18 protein-coding genes and 1 pseudogene are annotated in these 21,421 nt (G+C 74.0%); 8 read left to right on the forward strand and 11 right to left on the reverse strand.

Annotated features, from left to right (window positions below):
* Positions 1 to 53 precede the first annotated feature (53 nt).
* Positions 54 to 1,199 (forward strand): M24 family metallopeptidase, encoded by a 1,146-nt coding sequence (locus tag ACFQZ6_RS18830; protein ID WP_381610640.1) that lies wholly within the window; start codon positions 54 to 56, stop codon positions 1,197 to 1,199.
* A gap of 18 nt (positions 1,200 to 1,217) precedes the next feature.
* On the opposite strand, the gene ACFQZ6_RS18835 is transcribed toward ACFQZ6_RS18830, so the two are convergent.
* Positions 1,218 to 2,876 (reverse strand): glycoside hydrolase family 13 protein, encoded by a 1,659-nt coding sequence (locus ACFQZ6_RS18835; protein ID WP_381610642.1) that lies wholly within the window; start codon positions 2,874 to 2,876, stop codon positions 1,218 to 1,220.
* Positions 2,877 to 3,233: 357 nt separating this feature from the next.
* Between ACFQZ6_RS18835 and ACFQZ6_RS18840 the strand changes: the two genes are divergently transcribed.
* Positions 3,234 to 4,196: an LAETG motif-containing sortase-dependent surface protein gene (locus ACFQZ6_RS18840; RefSeq protein ID WP_381610645.1), complete on the forward strand. Its 963-nt coding sequence runs from the start codon at positions 3,234 to 3,236 to the stop codon at positions 4,194 to 4,196.
* A gap of 82 nt (positions 4,197 to 4,278) precedes the next feature.
* Here ACFQZ6_RS18840 and ACFQZ6_RS18845 read toward each other — a convergent pair whose 3' ends face one another.
* The 4 genes and pseudogenes from ACFQZ6_RS18845 to ACFQZ6_RS18860 all read right to left on the reverse strand — a co-directional run.
* On the reverse strand, positions 4,279 to 5,397 hold the full coding sequence (locus ACFQZ6_RS18845) for a protein-L-isoaspartate(D-aspartate) O-methyltransferase (RefSeq protein ID WP_381610648.1): 1,119 nt from the start codon (positions 5,395 to 5,397) through the stop codon (positions 4,279 to 4,281).
* Positions 5,394 to 6,371 carry an ATP-grasp ribosomal peptide maturase gene (tgmB, locus tag ACFQZ6_RS18850; RefSeq protein WP_381610651.1) on the reverse strand — a complete coding sequence of 326 codons (978 nt, stop codon included), beginning with the start codon at positions 6,369 to 6,371 and terminating at the stop codon, positions 5,394 to 5,396. The genes ACFQZ6_RS18845 and tgmB overlap by 4 nt, the downstream gene beginning before the upstream one ends.
* Complete coding sequence (gene tgmA / locus ACFQZ6_RS18855) at positions 6,368 to 6,595, reverse strand: putative ATP-grasp-modified RiPP (RefSeq protein ID WP_381618433.1); 228 nt, start codon at positions 6,593 to 6,595, stop codon at positions 6,368 to 6,370. The genes tgmB and tgmA overlap by 4 nt, the downstream gene beginning before the upstream one ends.
* 78 nt (positions 6,596 to 6,673) lie before the next feature.
* Positions 6,674 to 7,360, reverse strand: a pseudogene (locus ACFQZ6_RS18860) (ATP-binding protein); the annotation flags it as partial.
* A gap of 262 nt (positions 7,361 to 7,622) precedes the next feature.
* Between ACFQZ6_RS18860 and ACFQZ6_RS18865 the strand changes: the two are divergent.
* Together ACFQZ6_RS18865 and ACFQZ6_RS18870 are read left to right on the forward strand one after the other, a co-directional pair.
* Positions 7,623 to 8,579, forward strand: a complete 957-nt coding sequence (locus ACFQZ6_RS18865; RefSeq protein ID WP_381610654.1) for a hypothetical protein — start codon at positions 7,623 to 7,625, stop codon at positions 8,577 to 8,579.
* Between the two features lie 10 nt (positions 8,580 to 8,589).
* Positions 8,590 to 9,162 carry a GNAT family N-acetyltransferase gene (locus ACFQZ6_RS18870; RefSeq protein ID WP_381610657.1) on the forward strand — a complete coding sequence of 191 codons (573 nt, stop codon included), beginning with the start codon at positions 8,590 to 8,592 and terminating at the stop codon, positions 9,160 to 9,162.
* Positions 9,163 to 9,201: 39 nt separating this feature from the next.
* On the opposite strand, the gene ACFQZ6_RS18875 is transcribed toward ACFQZ6_RS18870, so the two are convergent.
* Together ACFQZ6_RS18875 and ACFQZ6_RS18880 are read right to left on the reverse strand one after the other, a co-directional pair.
* Positions 9,202 to 9,423 (reverse strand): DUF397 domain-containing protein, encoded by a 222-nt coding sequence (locus ACFQZ6_RS18875; protein WP_381610661.1) that lies wholly within the window; start codon positions 9,421 to 9,423, stop codon positions 9,202 to 9,204.
* Positions 9,420 to 10,286 carry a helix-turn-helix domain-containing protein gene (locus tag ACFQZ6_RS18880; RefSeq protein ID WP_381610664.1) on the reverse strand — a complete coding sequence of 289 codons (867 nt, stop codon included), beginning with the start codon at positions 10,284 to 10,286 and terminating at the stop codon, positions 9,420 to 9,422. The genes ACFQZ6_RS18875 and ACFQZ6_RS18880 overlap by 4 nt, the downstream gene beginning before the upstream one ends.
* Before the next feature lie 204 nt (positions 10,287 to 10,490).
* Here ACFQZ6_RS18880 and ACFQZ6_RS18885 point away from each other — a divergent pair, with 204 nt between their 5' ends.
* Entirely contained in the window at positions 10,491 to 10,955 is a 465-nt protein-coding gene (locus ACFQZ6_RS18885; protein WP_381618436.1) for an ATP-binding protein, read from the forward strand.
* Positions 10,956 to 11,054: 99 nt separating this feature from the next.
* Here the strand turns inward: ACFQZ6_RS18885 and ACFQZ6_RS18890 are convergent, their stop codons facing one another.
* On the reverse strand, positions 11,055 to 12,017 hold the full coding sequence (locus ACFQZ6_RS18890) for a nucleoside hydrolase (RefSeq protein ID WP_381610667.1): 963 nt from the start codon (positions 12,015 to 12,017) through the stop codon (positions 11,055 to 11,057).
* Between the two features lie 184 nt (positions 12,018 to 12,201).
* Here ACFQZ6_RS18890 and ACFQZ6_RS18895 point away from each other — a divergent pair, with 184 nt between their 5' ends.
* Entirely contained in the window at positions 12,202 to 13,047 is an 846-nt protein-coding gene (locus tag ACFQZ6_RS18895; protein ID WP_381610670.1) for a hypothetical protein, read from the forward strand.
* A 14-nt stretch (positions 13,048 to 13,061) separates the two neighbouring features.
* Here the strand turns inward: ACFQZ6_RS18895 and ACFQZ6_RS18900 are convergent, their stop codons facing one another.
* The 3 genes from ACFQZ6_RS18900 to ACFQZ6_RS18910 all read right to left on the reverse strand — a co-directional run bounded on the left by ACFQZ6_RS18900 (position 13,062) and on the right by ACFQZ6_RS18910 (position 15,429).
* The gene (locus ACFQZ6_RS18900; protein WP_381610672.1) at positions 13,062 to 13,835 is read right to left on the reverse strand and encodes a GAF and ANTAR domain-containing protein; all 774 of its coding nucleotides are present in this window, start codon (positions 13,833 to 13,835) and stop codon (positions 13,062 to 13,064) included.
* 338 nt (positions 13,836 to 14,173) lie between these two features.
* Positions 14,174 to 14,800, reverse strand: a complete 627-nt coding sequence (locus tag ACFQZ6_RS18905; protein WP_381610674.1) for an NAD(P)H-dependent oxidoreductase — start codon at positions 14,798 to 14,800, stop codon at positions 14,174 to 14,176.
* Between the two features lie 71 nt (positions 14,801 to 14,871).
* Positions 14,872 to 15,429: a hypothetical protein gene (locus ACFQZ6_RS18910; RefSeq protein WP_381610678.1), complete on the reverse strand. Its 558-nt coding sequence runs from the start codon at positions 15,427 to 15,429 to the stop codon at positions 14,872 to 14,874.
* 66 nt (positions 15,430 to 15,495) lie between these two features.
* Between ACFQZ6_RS18910 and ACFQZ6_RS18915 the strand changes: the two genes are divergently transcribed.
* On the forward strand, positions 15,496 to 19,014 hold the full coding sequence (locus tag ACFQZ6_RS18915; RefSeq protein ID WP_381610680.1) for a CHAT domain-containing protein: 3,519 nt from the start codon (positions 15,496 to 15,498) through the stop codon (positions 19,012 to 19,014).
* Between the two features lie 25 nt (positions 19,015 to 19,039).
* On the forward strand, positions 19,040 to 21,370 hold the full coding sequence (locus ACFQZ6_RS18920; protein WP_381610682.1) for an ATP-binding protein: 2,331 nt from the start codon (positions 19,040 to 19,042) through the stop codon (positions 21,368 to 21,370).
* Positions 21,371 to 21,421: the final 51 nt, after the last annotated feature.

Raw genomic sequence — 21,421 nt, forward strand, 5'->3', positions numbered from 1 at the left:
CGGGACGTGCGACGCGGCACACGCGACGCGGGACGCGGGACCGGTGAGAGGACATGGCCACGACTGCCACCCCCGACACCTCCGACACCACGGCCTTCACCGAGGCGGACTACGCCGCCCGGATGGCGAGGGCCGCCCACGACGCCGTCGTGGCCGGGCTCGCCGGGCTGCTGCTGACCGCCGGTCCCGACCTGGTCCGGCTCTGCGGTCACCGGCCCCGGCCCGGCACCGGCCGTCTCACGCTGCTCCTCCTCGTCCCCGAGGCGGAGCCCCGGCTGCTCGTCCCGGAGACCGAACGCGCCGCCGCGGAGGCGTCCCCGGGCGCGGGCGCCGTACGGATCACCGACTGGCGCGACGGCCAGAACCCGTACTCCGCGGCGGCCGGACTGCTCCGCCCCAGCGGCCACTACGGCGTCTGCGAGGTGACCTGGGCGACCCACCTCACGGCCCTGCGGGAGACGCTGCCGCTCACCACCTTCCGGCCGCTGGACGCCGTACTGCCGCTGCTGCGGGCGGTGAAGGACGCCCACGAGGTCGCCAGGATGGCCGCGGCGGGCGCGGCCTCGGACGCCGTGTACGAGGAGATCCTCGCCGCCCGCTTCACCGGCCGCACGGAGACGGAGGTGGCCGCCGAGCTGGCCCGGCGGCTGCGGGCGCACGGGTACGGCCGGGTCGACGTGACCGTGGTGGGCTCCGGACCCAACGGCGCCGACCCCGCGCACACCGCCGGGGAGCGGGTCATCGGGCCCGGCGACATGGTCGTCCTCGGCTTCGGCGGGCTGCGCGACGGCTACGGCTCCGACGCCACCCGGACCGTCCACGTGGGCGAGCCCACCGCGCAGGAACGCGAGCTGCACGAGGTGGTCCGCGCCGCCCACCGGGCCGCCGTGGCGGCGGTGCGGCCCGGGGTGCCGTGCCAGGAGGTGGACCGCGCGGCCCGTACGGTCATCGAGGAGGCGGGGTACGGCGCCTACCGCGTCCCCTGCACCGGCCACGGCGTCGGCATCACGGTCGACGAGCCGCCCTACCTGACGGCGGAGGAGCCGCAGCCCCTGCTGACGGGCATGTGCCTGGCCGTCGTACCGTCCCTGGGCCTGCCCGGCCGCTTCGGCGCCCGCCTGGAGACCACCGTGGCCTGCACGGCGACGGGCGCCCGCCCGCTGACCCGGGCACCGCAGACGCTGGCGGTGGTGGCGTAGGCGCCGGGTGCGGGGGGTTCAGGCCAGCCACGCCGTGGTGTCGGGCCCGATCAGCCCGCCCGCCGCCAACGGCGCGCTGCTCAGCAGCAGCTCCCCCGCGGGCGGCGGTACGGCGGTGTCCGACAGGTTGGTGACGCAGCGCCAGCCGTCGTGGCGGGTGAACTGCAGGACACCGGGCGGGGTGTCGTCCTCCCAGGTCAGCGTCTCGCCGTCGAGGAGCTTGCGGCGCAGTTTCAGCGCGGCGCGGTACAGCTCCAGGGTCGAGCCGTCGACGCCGTCCTGCGCCTCGACGGCGTACGCCGCGAACGACCGCGGCTGCGGCAGCCAGGCGCCGCCGGGCCCGAAGCCGTACGAGGGTCCGCTGGTCGTCCACGGCAGCGGCACCCGGCAGCCGTCGCGGCCCTTGCGGACCCGGCCGGTCTGCTCCCAGATCGGGTCCTGGAGCACCTCGGTGGGCAGGTCCGCGACCTCGGGGAGGCCGAGTTCCTCGCCCTGGTAGAGGTACGACGACCCGGGCAGCGCCAGCATCAGCAGTGTCGCGGCGCGGGCCCGGCGCAGGCCCGCCGCCTCGTCGACCTCGGGCGCGTGGCCGCCGGAGAGCAGCCAGGCGTTGTCGTCGGTGCCGGGCGGCAGCATCAGGCGGGAGGCGTGCCGGACGACGTCGTGGTTGGAGAGCACCCAGGTGGCGGAGGCCCCGGCGGCGCGGGCGTCGGCGAGGGAGGAGGTGATCAGGGCGCGCAGCGCGTCGGCGTCCCAGGCCGCCTGGAGGTACTCGAAGTTGAACGCCTGGCCGAGTTCGTCGGGGCGGGCGTAGAGGGTGCGGCGGGCGCCGGGGACCCAGGCCTCGGCGACGGCGGTGCGGGGTGGGGTGTAGGCGTCGAGGATCTTGCGCCAGTCGCGGTAGATCTCGTGCACCTCGTCGCGGTCGTAGAAGGGGTGGGTGCCGGGGGCGAACTCGGTGAGCGCGGCCTCGCTGCTGAGTTCGGGGGCGCCGAGGTCGCGCAGGGGTTCGTCGAGGTCCTTGGCGAGGGCGTGGGCGACGTCGACGCGGAAGCCGTCGGCGCCGCGGTCGGACCAGAACCGCAGGGTGGTCCGGAAGTCGGCGCGGACCTCCTCGTTGGCCCAGTTGAGGTCGGGCTGCTCGGGGGCGAAGAGGTGCAGGTACCACTGTCCGTCGGGGACGCGCTGCCAGGCGCTGCCGCCGAAGACGGACTGCCAGTCGGTGGGCGGCAGTTCCCCGTGCGCGCCGCGCCCGTCGCGGAAGACGTACCGGTCGCGGGCGGCGGACCCGGGCCCGGCGCGCAGCGCCTCCTGGAACCAGGCGTGCTGGTGGGAGGTGTGGTTGGGCACGAGGTCGACGATGACCTTCAGCCCGAGCCGGTGCGCCTCGGCGGTGAGCGCGTCGAAGTCGTCGAGGGTGCCGAGCCGGGGGTCGACATCGCGGTGGTCGGCCACGTCGTAGCCGCCGTCCGCGAGTTCGGAGGGGTAGAAGGGGCTCAGCCACAGGGCGTCCACGCCGAGGGCGGCGAGGTGGGTGAGGCGCTGGGTGACGCCCTTGAGGTCGCCGAGCCCGTCGCCGTCGGCGTCGGTGAAGCTGCGGGGATAGACCTGGTAGATGACGGCCTGCCGCCACCAGTCCGGGTTCTGGGGGGAGAGGTCGGGGGTCCGTACGGTCACGCGATCGGTCTCCTCTTGACGGGTGCGCTGTCTGCGGGCGACAGGAAGAACTCTGTCCACAAAGCCGGAAAAGTGAACCTGACCCCCTTGCGGCGGAGATGGAGCCCAATGTGGTGTAAGTGAGCGTGATATGTGGAGGAATAGTGAAGTCCGGTTATGTTCCCGCAGGTTGACAGGTAGTCGGGGGCGGGACGACGATGGGGCCCACGGTGACCCATGTGACCTATGGGCCCCGTGTTTCCATTTCTCAGACCAAACGTTCCCGGCCCGACCAGCCGGAGCCGCAGCGGTGACCTCTCCCGCTGTCGTCGCCCGCTGCCGTCGGCCGGGTGTCGCACAGCTTCAGATGGGATCCGCATGTCCATAGCGAGACGTGTCACCATGCGCCGCCTGCTGGGGACGGGCGTCGCGACCCTCGCCCTCTGCGCCGCCTCCGCGTCCGCCACCGCCTGGGCCACCGGCTCGCACGGCGGCGGCGACGGCTGGGGCTCCGGCGGCCACTACAAGCCCGGCTCCGGCGCGGGCACGGAGACCCCCGCCGAACGCTGCGAGTTCTCGCTCGACGGCACCAACTTCTACGAGTCGGTCAGGGTCGACGACCAGAACCTGAAGCCCGGCGAGGACGGCAAGGTCCACATCACGGTGCGGGCCGCTGGCAAGAACGCCACCTGCACCGCCTCCCTCGCCTCCTACCTGGCCCACGGCCCGACGTTCGCCACCTCCGGCGAGCAGGTCTTCGTCGACTTCGACACCGTGACGGTCAAGACCGGCGAGACCGACACCCTCGACATCGCGGTGCCCGACGCGGGCTGCTTCGCGCAGATCGACCTGTACCGGGGCGCCGTCAAGTACGACGGCCTGCTCGACGCCAACGACGGCTTCGAGCACGGCAACCTGCCCAAGGGCCCGGACGGCGCGGTCATCAAGGACAAGCTGATCGCCGCGTGGAACGGCGGCACGAAGGACTGCACGGAGAAGGAGGAGCCCGAGACGCCCTCCACCCCGCCCGCGGACTCCTCCACTCCGCCCGCCGACTCCTCGACGCCGCCCGCGGACTCCTCCACCCCGCCCGCCGACTCCTCCACCCCGCCCGCGACGGACGAGTCCACCTCGCCCGCCCCGGCCGAGTCGGAGTCGTCCCCGGCGACCGACGAGTCCTCCGCGGCCCCGGCCCCCACCACCAACGGTGACTCGGGCGGCGACCTCGCCGAGACCGGCTCCAGCAGCGCCACCGGCCCGATCGCCCTCGGCGCGGCGGCCCTCCTGGCGGGCGGCGCGGCGATCGTCGTCGTGACGCGCCGCCGGAAGGCCCAGGGCTGACGCCCACGCACGAAGCCTGAAGCGGGGCGACGCACGGCGGACTGCCGTACGTCGCCCCGTTTTCGACATGCCGCCGAAGCGGTCAGCGCCGTGCCTGGTCGGGTGTGGGGACGAGGGGAAGAGGACGGCTGGGGGTGTCCAGCCAGAGGCGCTGCGCCCCGGTGGTCACGGTGACCCCGAAGCGTTCGCGGGTGGGGCGGTCGTGCTCGACGTACCACTGGTAGGCGGCTTCGGCCGCGTCCCACAGCAGCCGGGGTCCGGCCTGGCTGGCCCTGCCGTGCTCCGCACGGGCCCAGGCGCCGTCAGCGGCCCACAGCTCCACGGCCGTCACGCTGCCTCGCGCGGCCCGTTCGAGGGCGAACGCGGTGTCCGGGGCGACGAGGGACAGGACGAAGCGGAACGTCTCGTCCTCGGCGACCGCGGCCAGGTCCAGGCTGGTGCGTCGGCAGCTTGTCGGCTCTGGTCTGCCGGGGTGGACCGGGGTGCCGGTGGTTCCGGCGTCGCGCACGGCCATGAAGTAGGAGGCGGCGGACAGGAACCGGCCCTCGGCCTGGCCGTCGTCGGTCACCACCAGGCGCACCGTGCCCCAGCCGAGTGGGCACACGATCAGACCGGCGGGCCGTACCTGTTCCAGCCAGGCGGCCGGGATCGTGCTGAAGCCACAGGTGGCGATGAGCCGGTCGTACGGGGCCCCCTCCGGGTATCCCGCGCGGCCATCTCCGGCATGGACGAGCGGGGTGTAGCCGAAGCGCAGCAGCCGGGACTCCGCCAGCCGCGCCAGCACCGGATCGACTTCCACGGTCACGACGTGGCGACTGCCCAGCCGCTCTGACAGCAGGGCCGCGTTGTAGCCGGAGCCGGTCGCGATCTCCAGCACGCGGTGACCGTCGGCGATGTCGAGGGCCTGGAGCATGGTGAGCATCAGGCCCGGGGCCGTGGACGACGAGGTGGCCACACCGTCGACAAGTTGTGTTGCCAGCGCGTCATCCGTGTAGACCAGGTCAAGCCAGTCCGGGTCAGCGGACGTCACCCGTCGCAGTTCCTCGCTGGCCAGCGTCCAGAACTCGGGTACGAAGGGGTGGCGCGGAACGGTCTCGAACAGCTTGCGCCATGTCGGGTCGGTGAGGTGGCCGCTGGCCTCCAGACCGTCCGCGAGCCCCGCGCGTAGGCGCCTGGCTCGTTCCTCGGTGTGCGGGGTCATGGTCGTTCCTCAATGAGCAGGTCGGCGATGCGGGCGGCGATGGGCAGGCCCGTGCGGCTCTGGATCCAGGACCACTCTCCGGACGGGTTGCACTCGAACATCACCCAGTCGCCCGCTGGAGTGACGGCGAAGTCGAACGCACCGAAGTTCAGCCGGAAGTGCGCCATCCAGCTCAGCACGCCCGCCCGTACGCCGTCCGGCACGTCGCCCACGTCGTAGGTGAGTGCGTCGTAGTCGCTGCGCCAGTCCACCCGGGCCGCGTCGCTGGCCGCGTGGATCTCGGCGGCGAACATCTCCGTGCCGACGACGGTCAGCCGTACTTCGTGGCTCTTGGTGATCCATTCCTGGAACAGGTGCGCCGTCAGGGACACGGAGTCGTCGATGGTGTCCGGGTCCACCAGGTGAGTCGGGACCCCGGTGCGGCGGCCGTCCGGGTACTGGAGCGGGCCGCCCATGAGCGGCTTGCAGATGACCCGACCACCCGCCTCGTGGCAGAACTTCCGGGCCGCCGTCGGGTCCGTGGTGATCAGCGAGCGCGGTGTACGGAGCCCGCACGCCGTCGCCACCGGGAGCTGCCCCGGCTTGTGGGAGGCCATGCCGTCCACGTCGGGCCGGTTGACCCACGTCACCGGCAGTGCGTACAGCGTGCCGAGGAGACCGGCGAGGGCCTGTTCGTCGGCCCACGACCGGTGGGGTTCCTCCAGGCGCTCGGAGACGGCGGGAAGGCGGGGCCGCCGGTAGTAGACGGCCCTCACCTCCTCCAGCCGCACGGAACGGTACTCGTCGGCCAGGACCCCCGCCCAGGGTGCCGCGGCGTGTTCGGCGGACAGGGAGACGGCGAGCGGGAAGTCGCCCATGTCGAACCGCATCACCGGCACGCCCCGGATTCTCAGCTCGTCGACCACCAGGTCCGCAGCGGGGTCCAGTTCCCTGGTGACGACCAGCACCGGACCCCCGGACAGGAGCGCGGTCACCGCATCAGATAGGGGTCGGAGGTGTCGTCGTTCTTGCTGTCCCAGTTGGTGTTCGTGCAGCTCCCGGCCAGGGACGTGGAGCGGCTCCACAGGGCGCCGGAGCCATCGGTCAGCACGTTGACCTGCCGTGCCGGGTCGTACGCGAACGAGCCCGCCTCCAGGGTCACGGTGTACGGGGTGCGCTCGGCGCGCGCGCCGAACGGAACGATGGTTGCCGTGGGCATGAGGTGCCTCCTTGTCGTGATGGTGCTCGAACTGTTCTCCGCCTCGTCCGCGCGTAGCTCGGCCCACACACGTTTCCCCCCGTGCACCAGCTCAGTGCCCCAGGCGTGTGCGAGCGTGTCGACGAGAAGGAGCCCGCGGCCGTGTTCGGCATCCGGGGGCGGCGTGCCCGGGACGGGTCTGGTGTGGGAGGTGTCCGTCACGACGATTCGCGCGGACAGAGGGCTCGTGCGGGTGATCGAAGCACCGACGGTCGCCGCGTCCGTGTGCTCCACCGCATTGGCCACCAGCTCCGTGACGACCTGCTGCGCGACGTGGACCAGGTGAGGCAGGCCCCAGCTCTCCAGAGCGAGGGCTATGTCCCGCCGCGCCCGCCGGGCAGCCTCCGACTTCGCCGGATAGCGCTCGTGATAGCGCTGTGTTCCCACGTGTGCAGCGGTCATGGTCATCGTCGCGTCCCTCGGTGGTGCTGGCGTCGCCGAGTTGGTGAGTCGTCTCGTCACCGTCCACGCAACCAGCATCATGGGAGCGGCTGCGACGCCGGAGCGATGTGAGAGCGATGAAAGAACGGGCCACTGGTGGAGTGATCTCCGTCGACGCCGGGGCACGAACAAGGCGGGGACGGTACGGTCCACCGTGCCCGTCCCGTCACATCGGATGCTGCCCGGAGCCGGTATGGCTGACCGCCGCAAGATTCCCAACACCGTCTTACGCGCGGTGCGCGAGAACGAGTTCCAGATGTCACGCCAGGAGTTCGCGAAGCTCATCGTGGCGACTGGTGAGGAGGCGGGCGACACCGTCGCCTGTACGGCGCGCCTGGTGGCGGCATGGGAGGACGGGGACGTTCAGCTTCCGCGCCCTGTGTACCGCCGTGTGCTCACCCGGCTGACAGGGCGCCCCGTGGGCGAGTTGGGATTCCGTCTCAGCAACCCGGCGCGGCACGTCCCTCAGACATCCGTTGCGGACGCGTCAGCACAGGAGGGGGGCGTGGACCGCCGTGCCTTCGTGAGGGAGAGTGCGGGCGCTGCCTTGTCGCTCGTTCCGCTCGGGGGCGTCCGGGAGAACCCGCCAGGTCGGATCGGGGTCGGTGAGGTGCGGGCCGTCGACCGAGCCGTCAGCCAGCTCTACGCGCACGACCACGACCACGGCTCCGCCGCCCTGCGCCGCGATGCCTCCGAGGCACTGCACACCGCCTACCAGTGGCTACAGCGGGGGACGTACACGGAGCGGACCGGCAGGCGGCTGCGCTCGGCGACCGGGCATCTGTCGATCGCGGCCGGGTGGCTGTCGTATGACTCCGGTCGGCCCGGTGACGCCCGCAGCCTGTACCACGAGGCGCTGGCCGCCGCCCGGATCGCCGACGACCCGGCCCTCGAAGGGCACGCCTTCGGCTGCCTCTCCCTGCTGGCCAAGGCATCGGGTCGTCCCCGCGAGGCGATCTCAGCGGCCCAGGGCGCGCAGACGGTAGTGAAGTCGTACGGTTCGGCACGGATGCTCTCCCTCATGGCGATGCGGGAGGCTGGCGGCTGGGCCCTGCTCGGCGACGTCAGCGCCACGGATCAGGCGATCGTGCGTGCCCACCGCCTCTACGCCGAGGGGCCGAGCGATGTGGACCCCGCGTGGCTGGAGTTCTACACGCCCGCCGAGCTGGCCGGACTCGAGGCTCTGGCGCGCGCCGACCTCCACCAGCATGAACGGGCCGCGGCCGGAGCCGAGCAGGCCGTGCTGCTGTACGGCGACGCCTTCGCGCGCAACCGCGCCCTGTACACCGCGGACATCGCGATCCAGCACGCGGTGCGGGAGCGGCCCGAACCGGAAGTCGCGGCAGAGGCCGCCAGCCGCGCCCTTGCCTGCCTTCCCGAGGTGCGCTCGGACCGGCTGCTGAAGCAACTGCACCACGTCGAGAGCGCGCTCCAGCGGCACGCCGCCGTCCCGGTGGTCGCTGACTGGCTGGACGAGTACCGCACCCTGTCCGGTGTGAGCTGAGGAGGAGACGGTGACCACCCCGTCCACGCGTATCACCGTGGTGATCCGCACGTACGGGCCCGGCGAGGTGCCGCCGATGCTCGACGTGCTGGCCGACATATGGGCGGACGCCCACCCCGAGCTGGTCGACAACCCAGGTGCGGAGACACTCGGCCTGTCCGTACCCGCCCTGCGCCGCCAGGTCGGCGGCCACCTCAAGCACCCGGGCTTCACCCTCGCCGTCGCGTACGCGGGCGGTACTCCCGTGGGCTTCGGCTACGCCTTTCCCTGCTCCGCCGCCTACTGGTTCGGCCCCGGCCTGATCGACCAGGTTCCCGCGGGCGCCCGAACGGAGCGCCTGATGGGGCTGTGCGAACTGGCCGTGCGCCCACCGTGGCAGTCCCAGGGCATCGGCACACGGCTGCACGTCGCCCTTCTCCAGGCCATCGATCCGAAGTGGTCCTCACTGCTCGCCCTGCCGTCAAACCAGCGCGGCCATGACCTCTACGCGCGTCTCGGCTACCAGCGTGCGGGCGAGTACCGGAACACACCCGACGGCCCCGCTTTCGACCTGCTGCTTCTCCGTGTCGAGGACGTGAACTGATACGGACGTCACCCCGTGGCGGTGCGCTGGCCGCGCTGATCAGATACTTCCGCTGGCTATGTTCCGCCGGAACGCGCTCCATTCCGCCGCCCCGAACCGCAGCGGCTTGACGTGGGCGTTCTTCGAGTCCCGCACGGCGACGCCGCCTCCGGGGAGGTCGGCGATCTCGACGCAGTTGTGTTCCGGCCCGCTGGCCCTGGCCTTGCGCCAGCGAGCGGCGGAGAGGTCGTACGCGTACAACTCGGCCCTGGGATCGTTCACTTCCGGTGCCCTTCTTCCATCTGTGTGATGCGTGCGAGTGAGTCCTCCACCGACAGGGCCGCGGCACGGATGCGGTCGACCGCGCCTGTGAAGGGTCGCGTGCCGTCGCCCTCAACATAGGTAGCTCCACTGAGGTTCTCCAACAGCACGACGTCCGGGGTCGGGCCTGGAAAACTGACCAGACCGAAGCCGCCGAAGATCCCCGGGTGCGCGGTGGAGTCCAGCGGCATGAGCTGCACGGTCACGTTGGGGAGTTCGGCGGCGTCCAGCAGCTTGCGCAACTGCTCGCGCATGGTGGTCGGTCGCACCTCGAACCGCGTGTGCAGAGCCGCTTCGTGGATGATCGCCCACAGTTCCAGGGAATTTCCGGGCCTGGTCAGCACGGCCTGGCGGGCCTGTCGGACCTCAGCGAGCGCCGCGATCTCTTCGGGCGTACGGGACTGGCTGGTCGCCAACATCGTCTCGCGCGCGTAGGCGGCGGTCTGCAACAGGCCGGGTACCGCGAGGGGCGCCCACTCGCAGATGCGCTCCGCGTCGTCCTCCAGCGAGATGTAGTCGGCGTACGCCGGGGAGACGACACCGCTGTAGGTCTGCCACCAGCCCCTCTTGCCAGCGTCCTTGGCCAGGTTCTGCAGGGCGGCGAACACCTCCGGGTCGTCCACGCCGTACGCCTTCAGCAGGCCGGTGACCTCCGTCGGGCGGATCTGCTGTCGCGCGTTCTCGATCTTCGACAACTTCGGGACCTGCCAGCCCATCGCGACAGCGGCGTTCTCCAGCGTCATTCCGGCGTCGTTGCGCAGCTTCTTCAGTGTCTGGCCGAGGCGTCGGCGGCGGACGGTCGGTACCAAAGGGGAGTGCGGCATATCCGCAGTCTGACACCTTGCCAGGCCGCAAACCGAGCCACTTTTCTGGGACTCGTCACCAAACGAGGTAGAAAGGTTGCGGCCCGCAGAAGAAAAGTGCATCCTCAAGCAAGCGGTGACGCTCCGTCAAGCACTTGTCGCGTTCCGCTACCTGCCCGTTGTGTCGTGCGGCCGTCGAGCCGTGGTTGGGAGGCTGCCGTGGTCGTGGAGACGCAAGAGCACGCCGTAGCAAGCCCCGGGTTCTACTTACGGACTCGGCCCACAGGCTTCGCCGTCCACATAAACGCCTCAGCGGCGCACTTGCGCAGGGTGCGCGAGCTGGCGGAGAAGACGCTGTATGAGGCCGGGGTGGACCCCGGGATCAGTGAGACCGTGCTGTTGGTCGCCTCCGAGCTGATCGGGAACTCGGTGCGGGCCTGCGGTGACCACGTGCCCCTGGTCGTGGAAGTCGACGCTGGACAGGCGGGGGTGTCGGTAAGGGTCCATGACCCTGAGCCGGGCCGACTGCCCCGCCGTCGGCCTGTCGCGCTTGACGACGCGGAGGCCGAATCCGGCCGGGGACTGGGGCTGATCGACCTTCTCGCCCCCGGCTGGCAGGTCCGCTCCACACCGGTCGGTAAGCAGATCGTGTGCAGCCTGCCGTACACCGAAGGAGACGGCGGCGCCTGAAGTCCTTTGCCGGACGGGGACTTACGCGGTCTCGCGGCGCTAAGAAAGGTGAGGAGGACGGGTCCGTAGGGGTGTAGTCCTCACACTTGAGGCGGGACGCTAGGCGCCCTCGACCGTCGTCAGCCACAGGTGGGTGTAGCGGTCCGCGTCCACGTCGAGGGCCACGTCCACGAGGGGCTGGGCGCGGGGGCCGTGGTGGTGTTCGGACTCGCCGGGGCGGGGGCGGCGGTCGACGATCGTCTGGCCCCGGGTGGGGCCGGGGGCCAGGGCGACCTCCACGGGGAGGGGGGCCGTCGTCAGGCCCGCCGGGTCGATGACCGCGCAGACCGCGCCCGCGTCGCCGAGGCCGCCGGTGGGGGTGGGGTCGCCGGACGTGGCCGGGTCGCGGTGGGCCAGCAGGGCGCCCGCCATGCGGAGGCTGGGTTCGGGGCTGGCGCGCAGGCGGGCCACGTCGGCGGCCGGGACGAGGACGCGGCGGAACACGTCGAGGCCGTACATGGTGATCGGTACGCCAGCGGTGAGCAGGACCGCCGCCGCCTCCGGGTCGTGCCAGACGTTGAACTCCGCGACCGGCGTGGCGTTGCCGGTCTCCACCGCGCCGCCCATGAACACGATCCGCTCGATGTTGCCGACCACCTCCGGGTGGGTGCGCAGCAGCAGGGCGATGTTGGTGAGCGGGGCGGTCGGGACCAGGGTCACGGGACGGGGGGAGGCGAGGATCTCGCGGCGCAGGAGGGTCACCGCGTCGACGTCCACCGGTCTGCGCGTCGGCGCGGGCAGGCCCAGGTCGCCCATGCCGTCCGCGCCGTGCACGTGCCGGGCCACCCGTACCGGCTCGATCAGCGGGCGTTCCGCGCCCCGGGCCACCGGGATGCCGGGCGCCCCGGCCTGCTCCAGCACGGTGAGCGTGTTGCGGACGACGCCGTCGACGTCGGTGTTCCCGGCGACACAGGTGATCGCGCGCACGTCGAGCCCTGGGTGCCGTACGGCGAACAGCAGGGCCAGGGCGTCGTCGACGCCGGTGTCGCAGTCGATGATCACGGGGATGGGCTGACCGGTCACGGCGGGGTCCTCTCCTCGGCTACGAGCCGACCCTACGCACCCGGCGCGGCTCACCCGGACGGACCGTCGCGCTGGTGGCCGGGCGGGGACGGTGGTGCCGTGTGAGCAGGGACCCGCGTCCGGCGTCCCCGCCCGCACCGACAGGCGCTCCACCGGTACGTCCCGTTCCCCTGGAGGCACTCCGATGATCCGTCCCCCGGCCGCCGTCGCCGCCGCTGTCGTCCGTGTGCCGGTGGCCCTAGTGCTGCCGGTGGCCGTGGTGCTGGGCGCCGGTGGCTGTTCCGGTCTGGGGGAGACCGCCCCGGCGCGGCCCGTGCGGGTGTCCCCGTCGCCCGTCTCCCCCGCGCCCCGCACCTCCGCCCCCACCGCCCCGGCCACCGCGCCCGCCCTCAGCACCGGGCAGGCCCGCGCCGCCCTCGTCACGGACGCCGACCTGGGCGAACCCTGGGTGCCCACCGAGGGCGCCGCGAGCTGGCGGGACGGCTACCTCAAGGCCCGGACCTCCCCCGGCACCCCCCGCGACTGCCAGCGCCTCCTCGACGTCCTCTACACCGACGAACTCCTCGGCGCTCCCCCGCGCGCGGTGACCGGTCTGGACGACGCCTACACCGGGGCCCAGCTCCGCTACCAGGTCACCACCCGGCGCCCCGCCGACGTCGACCGGACCCTGGCCTGGCTGGCCGACATGCCTGAGCGGTGCGGGGAGTTCACGGCGACCACCGCGAGCGGCGGCACGGAGCGGGTGCAGGTGTACGACGCCGCCCTCCCGGACGCCGGGGACGCCCGGCAGGGCCTTCGGCTGACGGTGACACCGGAGGCCGGGGAGGCCGGGGAGCCCGACGAGCCCGACCGTCCCGAGGGTGGCGCCCCGCTCACCCTCGACGTCGCCGCCGTCCGGGTCGGGGAGGACGCGCTCGCCCTCACCAACGGCGGGCTGGACGTCGTATGGTCGGAGATCACCCAGGCCGTCGCCGAGCTGGGTGCCGAGCGGCTGGCGGCGGTGCGGAAGCAGGGGCGGGCGCAGGTGTGACCCGGTGAGGGACGTTACGGGGCGTCCTCGTCGAAGCGTTTGCGGTGGGTCACCACCTCGTGGGCCGCGTCCAGCACCGTGCGACCCTGCGCGAACGCGTGCGCCCGCAGCCGCGCCAGCGCCTCGTCCGCGCCGATCCTGAGCTGCGCCATGATCATGCCGGTGGCCTGGTAGACCTCGTCGTGGTCGGCGGCCAGCTCGCTCAGCCACGGGCCGTCGCCGTGCCCGCCGTTCTCCTCCCCGTACGGCAGCTCCATCAGCGCCACCGTCATCACACCGGCCATGACGTGCGCGGTGTGCAGCTCGCGCGGCGGGAGTTCGCCGGGGGCGTCGCGGTACAGGTCGAGGGTGCCGAGGCAGCGGTCCCCGGTGCCCAGGGGAAGGGCGTACACCGCGCGGATGCCCGCCTCCGTGGCCTGCTGGGCGAAGACCGGCCAGCGGTGCGCGTCCGGCGCGCTCGTCAGGTCGGGGGCGAGGACGGGCGCGCCGGTGCGGGCGGCGTGCAGGCAGGGCCCGTCGCCGAGGGTGGCCTGGATCTCCATCAGGTACGCCGCCCGGGGGTCGCTCGCGCTCAGCGGCACCGGCATCCCGTCGCTGCACAGCGACACGCTCGCCCCGGTCACCGGCAGCACCCGGGACGCCACCACGCACAGCCGCTGCGGCACCTGGGCGGGTTCGGCGCCCTGGACCCCCTCGGCGATCGCGTCGACGGCGTCGTCCCCGCGTGGGCCGCCCCGTCGGCGGGGGCCGTCGCCGTCGGGTCCGCCGGGCTCTCCCGTGAGCCGCACGCTCACGTCCTCCTCCGCTGGTCGTCCTGCTCGTCCCCCCGGGAGTCCGGACGGACGCGCCCGAAGCGGAACGGGGACAGGAGACGTGCCGCGGGGGCGCACCCGCCCGGAAACGAGGCCCGACTACCCCGGCCGGGCCGACCGAAACCGCCCTGTCGCAAGGCTTCAGACCGCCCTCACAAACGCCCCCGGCTTCCGCCCCGCCGGTCCGTGGGGACGGTGTCGGCGACCCGAGCCACCGCTCCCGCCCGAACCGCGCCCACAGCCACCCCATCACCACGGCGGTGGCGAGCAGCGCGGCCCCGCCGACGCCCGCGTAGCGGGGTGTGACCGTCCGGTCAGTCCAGCAGCGCCGCCGCCTCCTGGCGGGCCTGGGTGAGCCACGCCTTCCGGGTCTCCGAGGGGGCGTCCGTCACCGTGCGGAAGACCGTGCGGCGGACGTCCTGGACGCCGACGTACGGCAGGACGCAGGCCGTCCAGACGCGGTGCAGGGGGTCGCCGAACTCGTGCTCCTCGCGGTCGGCGGGGGTGTCGGAGGTGTTCAGGACCAGGGCGCGGCCCGCCTTCAGCAGGCCCGCGGGCTCGCCGTCCGCCGTGCCCAGCTTGTAGGCGACGCCGGGGACGAGGACGCGCTGCACCCAGCCGGTGAGGACGGCGGGCGGCATTCCCCACCAGTTGGGGTGGATGAGGACCAGCGCGTCGAGGGTGGCGACCTCGGCGCGGTGCCGGGCCAGCAGAGGGTCGGGCGCCTCCCCCGCCGTCGCCGTCGTTCCCACCGTGTCCGTCTCCGTCGCCGACAGGAGCGGGTCGAAGCCCTCCGCGTAGAGGTCGTGTGCTGTCACCTGGCAGCCCCGGGCGCGCAGTTCGGACACGACCGCCTCGTACAGCGCGTGGTTGAAGCTGTTCCGGCGGGGGTGGGCGACGTACACGCCCACCCTCGTCTCCGTCGTCGGCTTTGTCGGCATGGTCGTCATGATGGTCTTCCGCCCCTCCCGGCCGTCCCTCGGCCGTTCGGCATTATCGGGGCACTCCGACGTCAGCGGCTGACCATGTCGAACTCGTAGCCCGCGCGCTGTAGTTCGATCGCCGTCTCCTGGATGTCGTCGCGGCGGAACTCCTTCCAGAGGGCGAGGAGGTCGCTGATCGGGGGGAGGAGGGGGACGTCGCGGTAGTGGGCCGGGGGGTTCCACAGCGGCTTGATCCGGGTCGTGCCGTAGTCGGTGTCGCCGAGCACCTCGTAGTCGTACGGGTGCCAGTGGAGGGTGTGGTCCTCGAAGGTCGCGTCGAGGATCACCAGGCCGCGGTCGTACGGCTCGCCCGGCATCTCCAGGCCGGTGCGCAGGTCGCGGTCGTCCCAGGCGACGAGGAGCCGGGTCGCCATCAGCACCGACGGGAACAGGCCGAGGCCGGTGAGCGCGGTCGCCGCGTCCGCGCCGCGGTAGAAGGGGCGGCAGGTGATGAAGCCGACGTAGGGCTGGTCCATGTCCTCGGCCAGGATGTGGACCTGCGGGCGCAGACAGGCGCCGTGCTCGCGCATCAGCTCCTCGCCGGTCTCCAGGATCGCTCGGGACAGGGCCTCGACAAGATCGGTCATATGGTCACGCTACGGGGTGGGCCATATCGTGCGGGTGAGAACGGCGGGAGTGAAGTGGGGGATCGCGTGGGGGAGTTGGGCGGGGAACGTGCCCGCTGGGCGGCGGCCGTGCGGGGGCGGGTGGAGGGTTCCGCCGGGCCCTACGGGCTGCTCGGCGAGGACGCGCTGACCGAGGCGGTGGAGCTGTTCCGGCACACGGCGCGGACGGCGGACATCGTCGAGACCTGCCATCTCGTCGGGCGGCTGCACTGGCAGCGCGCCGTCGCCCGCGCCGACGAGGCCGCGGTGCCGGAGATGCGCACGGCGGCGGCCCTGCTCACGCTGGTCGCCCTGTGGGCGCCCGCGCTGCCGGTGCCGGAACCGGTGCGCCGGTCGTGCGGGGCGGCGCCCGGCGGTCCATACGCGCCGCAGCGCACGCCCACGTGGGACGACCTGCTCCATGTGCTGGCGCTCAGACTGGACGACGGCGCCGACGCGCACACCGCCCGGCTCGCGATCGGCGCCGCGCGCCAGGCGGTCGCCCAGGGCGGTCAAGGCGGTCAAGGCGGTGACGGTTCGGGGGTGGCGGGGCGGCTGCGGGTCCTCGGGATCGGCTGGCAGCGGCTGTACGAGCACACCGGGGAACCCGCCGCCATCGAGCAGGCCGTCGCCGTCGCCCGGCGCGCGGTGCGGCACGCGGACCCGGGCGTCGACCGGGCGATGTCGCTGCACAACCTCGCCGAGGCGCTGCGGGCGCGGTACGGCGGTGGTGGGGACCTCGCCGTCCTCCAGGAGGCCGTCGACGCCGGGCGGGCCGCGGTGCGGGAGGAGGCGGGGGCCGGTGAGGGCGGCGGCAAGCGGTACATCGCCCTCGGGGGGCTCGCGGACTCCCTGCGGATGCTGTACGAGCGCACCGGCGCGCCCGCGCTGCTTGACGAGGCCCTGCGGCTGAGCGACGCCGCGCTGGCCGCCGTACCGGGGGACGCCGACGTGCCCGCGGCGGTGCTGGTCAACGCCACCGTCCTGCTGCGGCACCGGTTCGAGCGCACCGGCGACCCCGGCGACCTGGAGGAGGCGATCCGCGTCATGCGGCGTGCCGTCGCCGCCGCGCCGCACGGCACGCCCACCCGGCTGGCCGCCCTCTACAACCTCGGCGGCATGTTGCACACCCTGGCCGCCCGCACCGGCGACCTGACCGCCCTGGACGAGGCCCTCGCCGTCGCCGACACCGTCGTACGGGCCACCCCCGCCGAGCACCCCGACGGGCCCCGCTACCGCGCCACCCTGGTGGGGATGCTCACCGAGCGGCACGACCGCACCGGCGACCCGGAGGCCCTGGACCGGGCCGTCACCGTCGCCGGGGAGGCGCTCGCGGCGACCCCGCGGGAGCACCCCGAGCGCTGGATGCACCTGGCCAACCTCGCCGTCGTCCTGAAGACCAGGGCCCGGCTGACCGGCGACGTCGACGGCGTGCGGGCCGCCCTCGGCCATGAGCGGGAGATGGCCCGCATCGGACACGACGCCGCCGCTCTGACCAACCTCGGCAACACCCTGCGGCTGTACCACGACCTCACCGGCGACGCCGACGCGCTCGCCGAGGCGGTGGCGGTGGGCCGGGACGCCGTCGCCGGGACCGCCGAGGACCACCTGGCGCGGGCCACGTGCGAGGTCAACCTCGCGCTGACGCTGCGGACCGCCGGGGGCGCGCACGCGGCGGAGGCGACCGCGCTGCTGCGGGCCGCCGCGTCCCGGGCCAGCGCGCCCACGGAGGTACGGGTCGGCGCCGCCCGGGAGTGGGGTGAGTTGGCGATGGCGGCGGGCCGTCCCGGCGAGGCCGCGGACGCCTTCGCGCTCGGGGTGGGGCTGCTGCCCCGGCTCGCCGCGCGCGGGTTGCTGCGCACGGACGCCGCCCGCTGGCTCGCCGGGCACTCCCGCCTCGCGAGCGACGCCGCGGCCTGCGCCCTGGCCGCGGGGCGCCCCGAACAGGCCGTGGAGATGCTGGAGATGGGGCGCGGTGTGCTGCTGGCGCAGGCCCTTGAGTCCCGTACCGACCTCACCGAGCTACGCGAGCGCGAGCCCGCCCTCGCGGACCGGTTCGACCAGCTCTGCACCCGCCTCGACGCCTCCACGGCCGGGTCCGCGGGGCCGTATGCCGCCGCCACGGCCGGGTCCGTGGGGCCGTATGCCGCCGCCATGGCCGGGGCTGTCGGGCCGCACGCTGCCGCGGCGGCCGGGGCTGTCGGGCCGTATGCCGCCGCGGCGGCCGGGGCTGTCGGGCCGTATGCCGCCTCCACGGCCGGGCCCGTCGGGTCGCACGCCGCCTCCACGGCCGGGCCCGTCGGGTCGCACGCCGCCTCCACCACCGGGACCGCCGGGCCGCACGCCGCCCCCATCGCCGACAACGCCGGGCCGCACGCCGACGATCAGGACCCCGACCTGCGCCGCAGGCTCGCCCACGAACTCGACGCCCTGCTCGAACGTGTCCGCGCGCTGCCCGGGCTTGAGGGGTTCCTGCTGCCGCCCCCCGCCGCCCGGCTCGCCGCCGAGGCGCACTCCGGGCCGGTCGTCATGGTCAACGTCAGCCGGTACCGGAGCGACGCCCTCATCCTCACCCCACACGGCACCGTCGACGTGTGCGCGCTGCCCGGCCTCGACCCCGGCACCGTCCACGACCGGCTCACCGACCTGCGGGCCGCCCTCGACGACGGCGCGGAGGACGACGCCGCGCTGGCCGAGGACCTGCTCCCCTGGCTGTGGGACACCGTCGCGGAGCCCGTCCTCGACCGGCTCGGGCTCACCGGCCCCCTCCCCGCGCACCCCGCCGACGCGCCCCGCCTGTGGTGGATTCCCTGCGGGCCCCTCGCCCACTTCCCGCTGCACGCCGCCGGACGGCACCTGCAGACGCCCCGGCGTACGGTCATGGACCGCGTCGTTTCCTCGTACGCCCCCACCGTGCGCGCCCTCGCCCACGCCCGCGCCCGGCAAAGTGGCGGCGAGCGGTCCGGGCGGCGGCCCCGGATGCTCGCCGTCGCCATGCCCGAGACGCCGGGGCAGGCCGACCTGCCCGGCGCCCGCGCCGAGTTGGCACGGCTCGCCCGCTTCTTCCCGGAGGCCGAGCGGCTCGTCGGCGCCGACGCCACCTGCCGGGCCGTCCTCGACCGGCTCCCCGGCCACCCGTGGGCGCACTTCGCCTGCCACGCGGGCGCCGACCCCGAGGACCCCTACCGCAGCCGACTGCTGGTCCACGACCACGCCAGCGAACCGCTCAGCGTGCGGGCGGTCTCCCGGCTGCGGCTGGCGGACCCCGAGTTCGCCTACCTCTCCGCGTGCGGCACCGCCGTCACCCGCCGCGACCTCGCCGACGAGGCCCTGCACGTCGTCACCGCCTTCCAACTCGCCGGGTTCCCGCAGGTCGTCGGCGCGCTGTGGCAGGTCAACGACGCCGTCGCCGTGGAGATCGCCGACCGCGTCTACGCCCACCTCGCCGCCACCGGCTACGACGCCACCCGCACCGGCGCCTGTGTGCACGCCGCGCTGCGGATGGTCCGCGACCGGTACCCGGCGTACCCGAGGGTGTGGGCCGCGCACCTGCACATGGGGGCGTGACCCCACGGCCGATAGGTTGGGGCGTATGCGAGCTGCGGAGCCGTCGGGGCGGGCGCGGACCGGCGTACCCGCCGACCTGACGCCGTTCGTCGGACGGCGCGGCGAACTGGCCGACGTACGCGCCCTGCTGTCGGAGTCCCGCCTGGTCACGCTGACCGGCGTCGGCGGCGTGGGCAAGACACGGCTGGCGTACCAGGTCGCCGCCACCCTCACCCGCGCCTTCCGGGACGGCGTGCACGTCGTCGAGCTGGCCGGGCTGCGCGACCCGGGCCTGCTGGTGGAGACCGTCGCCGCGGCGCTCGGCCTGCACGACCCGAGCGCCCGCCTCACCCTCGACGTCCTCGCCGACCACCTCGGCGGGAAACGGGCGCTGCTCGTCGTCGACAACTGCGAGCACCTCGCCCCGGAGTGCGCGGCCACGCTGGACACCCTGCTGCGGGCCGCGCCCGGACTGCGCGCCCTCGCCACCAGCAGGCACGTCCTCGGCCTCACCGGCGAACAGACCTACCCGGTCGCCCCGTTACCGGTCCCGGCGCCCGGCCACGAGCCGACCGCCGCCGAACTCACCGACTGCCACTCCGCGGTCCTCTTCCAGCAGCGCGCCGCCGCCGTCCGCCCCGGCTTCCGCATCGACCCCGGCAACGCGGCGGCCGTGGCCCAACTGCTGCACCGCCTCGACGGACTGCCGCTCGCCCTGGAACTCGCCGCCGCGCGGCTGCGCACCCTCACCCCACGCGAACTCCTCGACCGGCTCGACGACCGCTTCGCCCTGCTCACCGGCGGCAGCAGCGCCGCGCCGCCCCGGCAGCGGAGCCTGCGGGAGCTGATGGACTGGAGCTACGACCTCTGCTCGGCACCCGAGCGCACCCTGTGGGCGCGCGCCGCCGTCTTCGCCGGGGGCTTCGACCTGGAGGCCGCCGAGGCCGTGTGCGCCGGGCCCGGACTGTCCCGGGCCGCGGTGGCCGACCTGGTGCACGCCCTGGTGGAGAAGTCGGTCCTCACCCGCTGCCCGCCCGGCGAGGAGGACGACCGGGCCCGCTACCGGATGCTGGAGACCGTGCGGGAGTACGGCCTCGAACGGCTGGCCGCCGACGGCAGCGCCTACCGCCGCCGCCACCGCGACCACTGCCTGGACCTCGCCCGCCGCGCCCAGCGGGAGTGGTTCGGCCCCGGCCAGGTCCCCTGGCTGACCCGGCTGCGCCGCGACCACGCCAACCTCCGCGCGGCGCTGGACTTCTGCCTCACCACCCCCGGTGAGCGGGACGCGGGCCGGGAGCTGGCGTCGCTGCCCCACCACTACTGGATCAGCCACGGCGCGCTCAGCGAGGGCCGCCACTGGCTGGGACGGCTGCTGGAGACCGAGGACGGTGACGCCCGCGTCCGCCTCGTCGCCCTGGGCACCTACGCGTACCTGGGCGTCATGCAGGGCGCGGGCGCGGAGGCCGTCCCGGCCGTCGACGGGTACGAGGAGCTGGCGGAGCGGCTCCAGGACGCCCCGGCGCTGGCGTGGGCCCGGCACCACCGCGCCCTGCTGGCGTTCTTCGGCGGCGCGCCGGAGCGCGGCACGGCCCTGCTGGCGGAGGCGGTGGAGCGGCACCGGGCGGCCGGTGACCTGACCGGCGTGGCCGAGTGCACGTTCAAACGGGCCGTCGTGGAGACGCTGCTCGGCCACACCGACCTCGCCCTCGCGCTGTGCCAGGAGTCCCAGACGGTCACCGCGGCGCACGGCGAGTCCTGGATCCGCGCGGACGCCCTGTTCGCCGAGGCCCTGGTCCGCCGCCGGACCGGCGACCGGTGCCGCGCCGACGCCCTCGCCCGGGACGCCGTACGGCTGCTGCGTCCGCTCGGCGACCGCTGGGGCATCGCGCTGTGTGTGGAGGTGCTGGCGTGGAGCGCGGCGGACGACGCCGACCCGGAGCGGGCCGCCCGGCTGCTCGGGGTGCTGCGCGCGCTGTGGGAGTCGGTGGGCGGCGCCCTGTTCGTGGCGCCGTTCATGCGGGTCTCGCACGAGCGGTGTGAACGGGACACCCGCGCGGCCCTGTCCGAGCGGGACTTCGACCGCGCCGTGCGCTGGGGCGCGTCCCTCGCCCTCCCGGAGGCGTTGGCGTACGTCCTGGAGGAGCCCGCGCCCGCCGCGCCGCTCCCGGAGCCGTACGCGCGCACCTCGCTGACCCGGCGGGAGCGGGAGGTCGCCGACCTGGTCGCGGCGGGCCTCGGCAACGAGGAGATCGCGGCCCGGCTGGTCATCGCCCGCCGCACGGCGGAGACCCACGTCGGCCGCGTCCTCACCAAGCTGGGCCTGACCTCCCGCTCCCAGGTGGCGGCGTGGGTCCACGAGCGCCGCGACGCACCCTAGGCACCGCGAGCGCCGCAACGCACCCTAGGCGCCGCGAGCGCCGCGACGCAC

This window comes from Streptomyces flavalbus, assembly GCF_042674625.1.
Taxonomy (GTDB): Bacteria; Actinomycetota; Actinomycetes; order Streptomycetales; family Streptomycetaceae; genus Streptomyces; species Streptomyces flavalbus.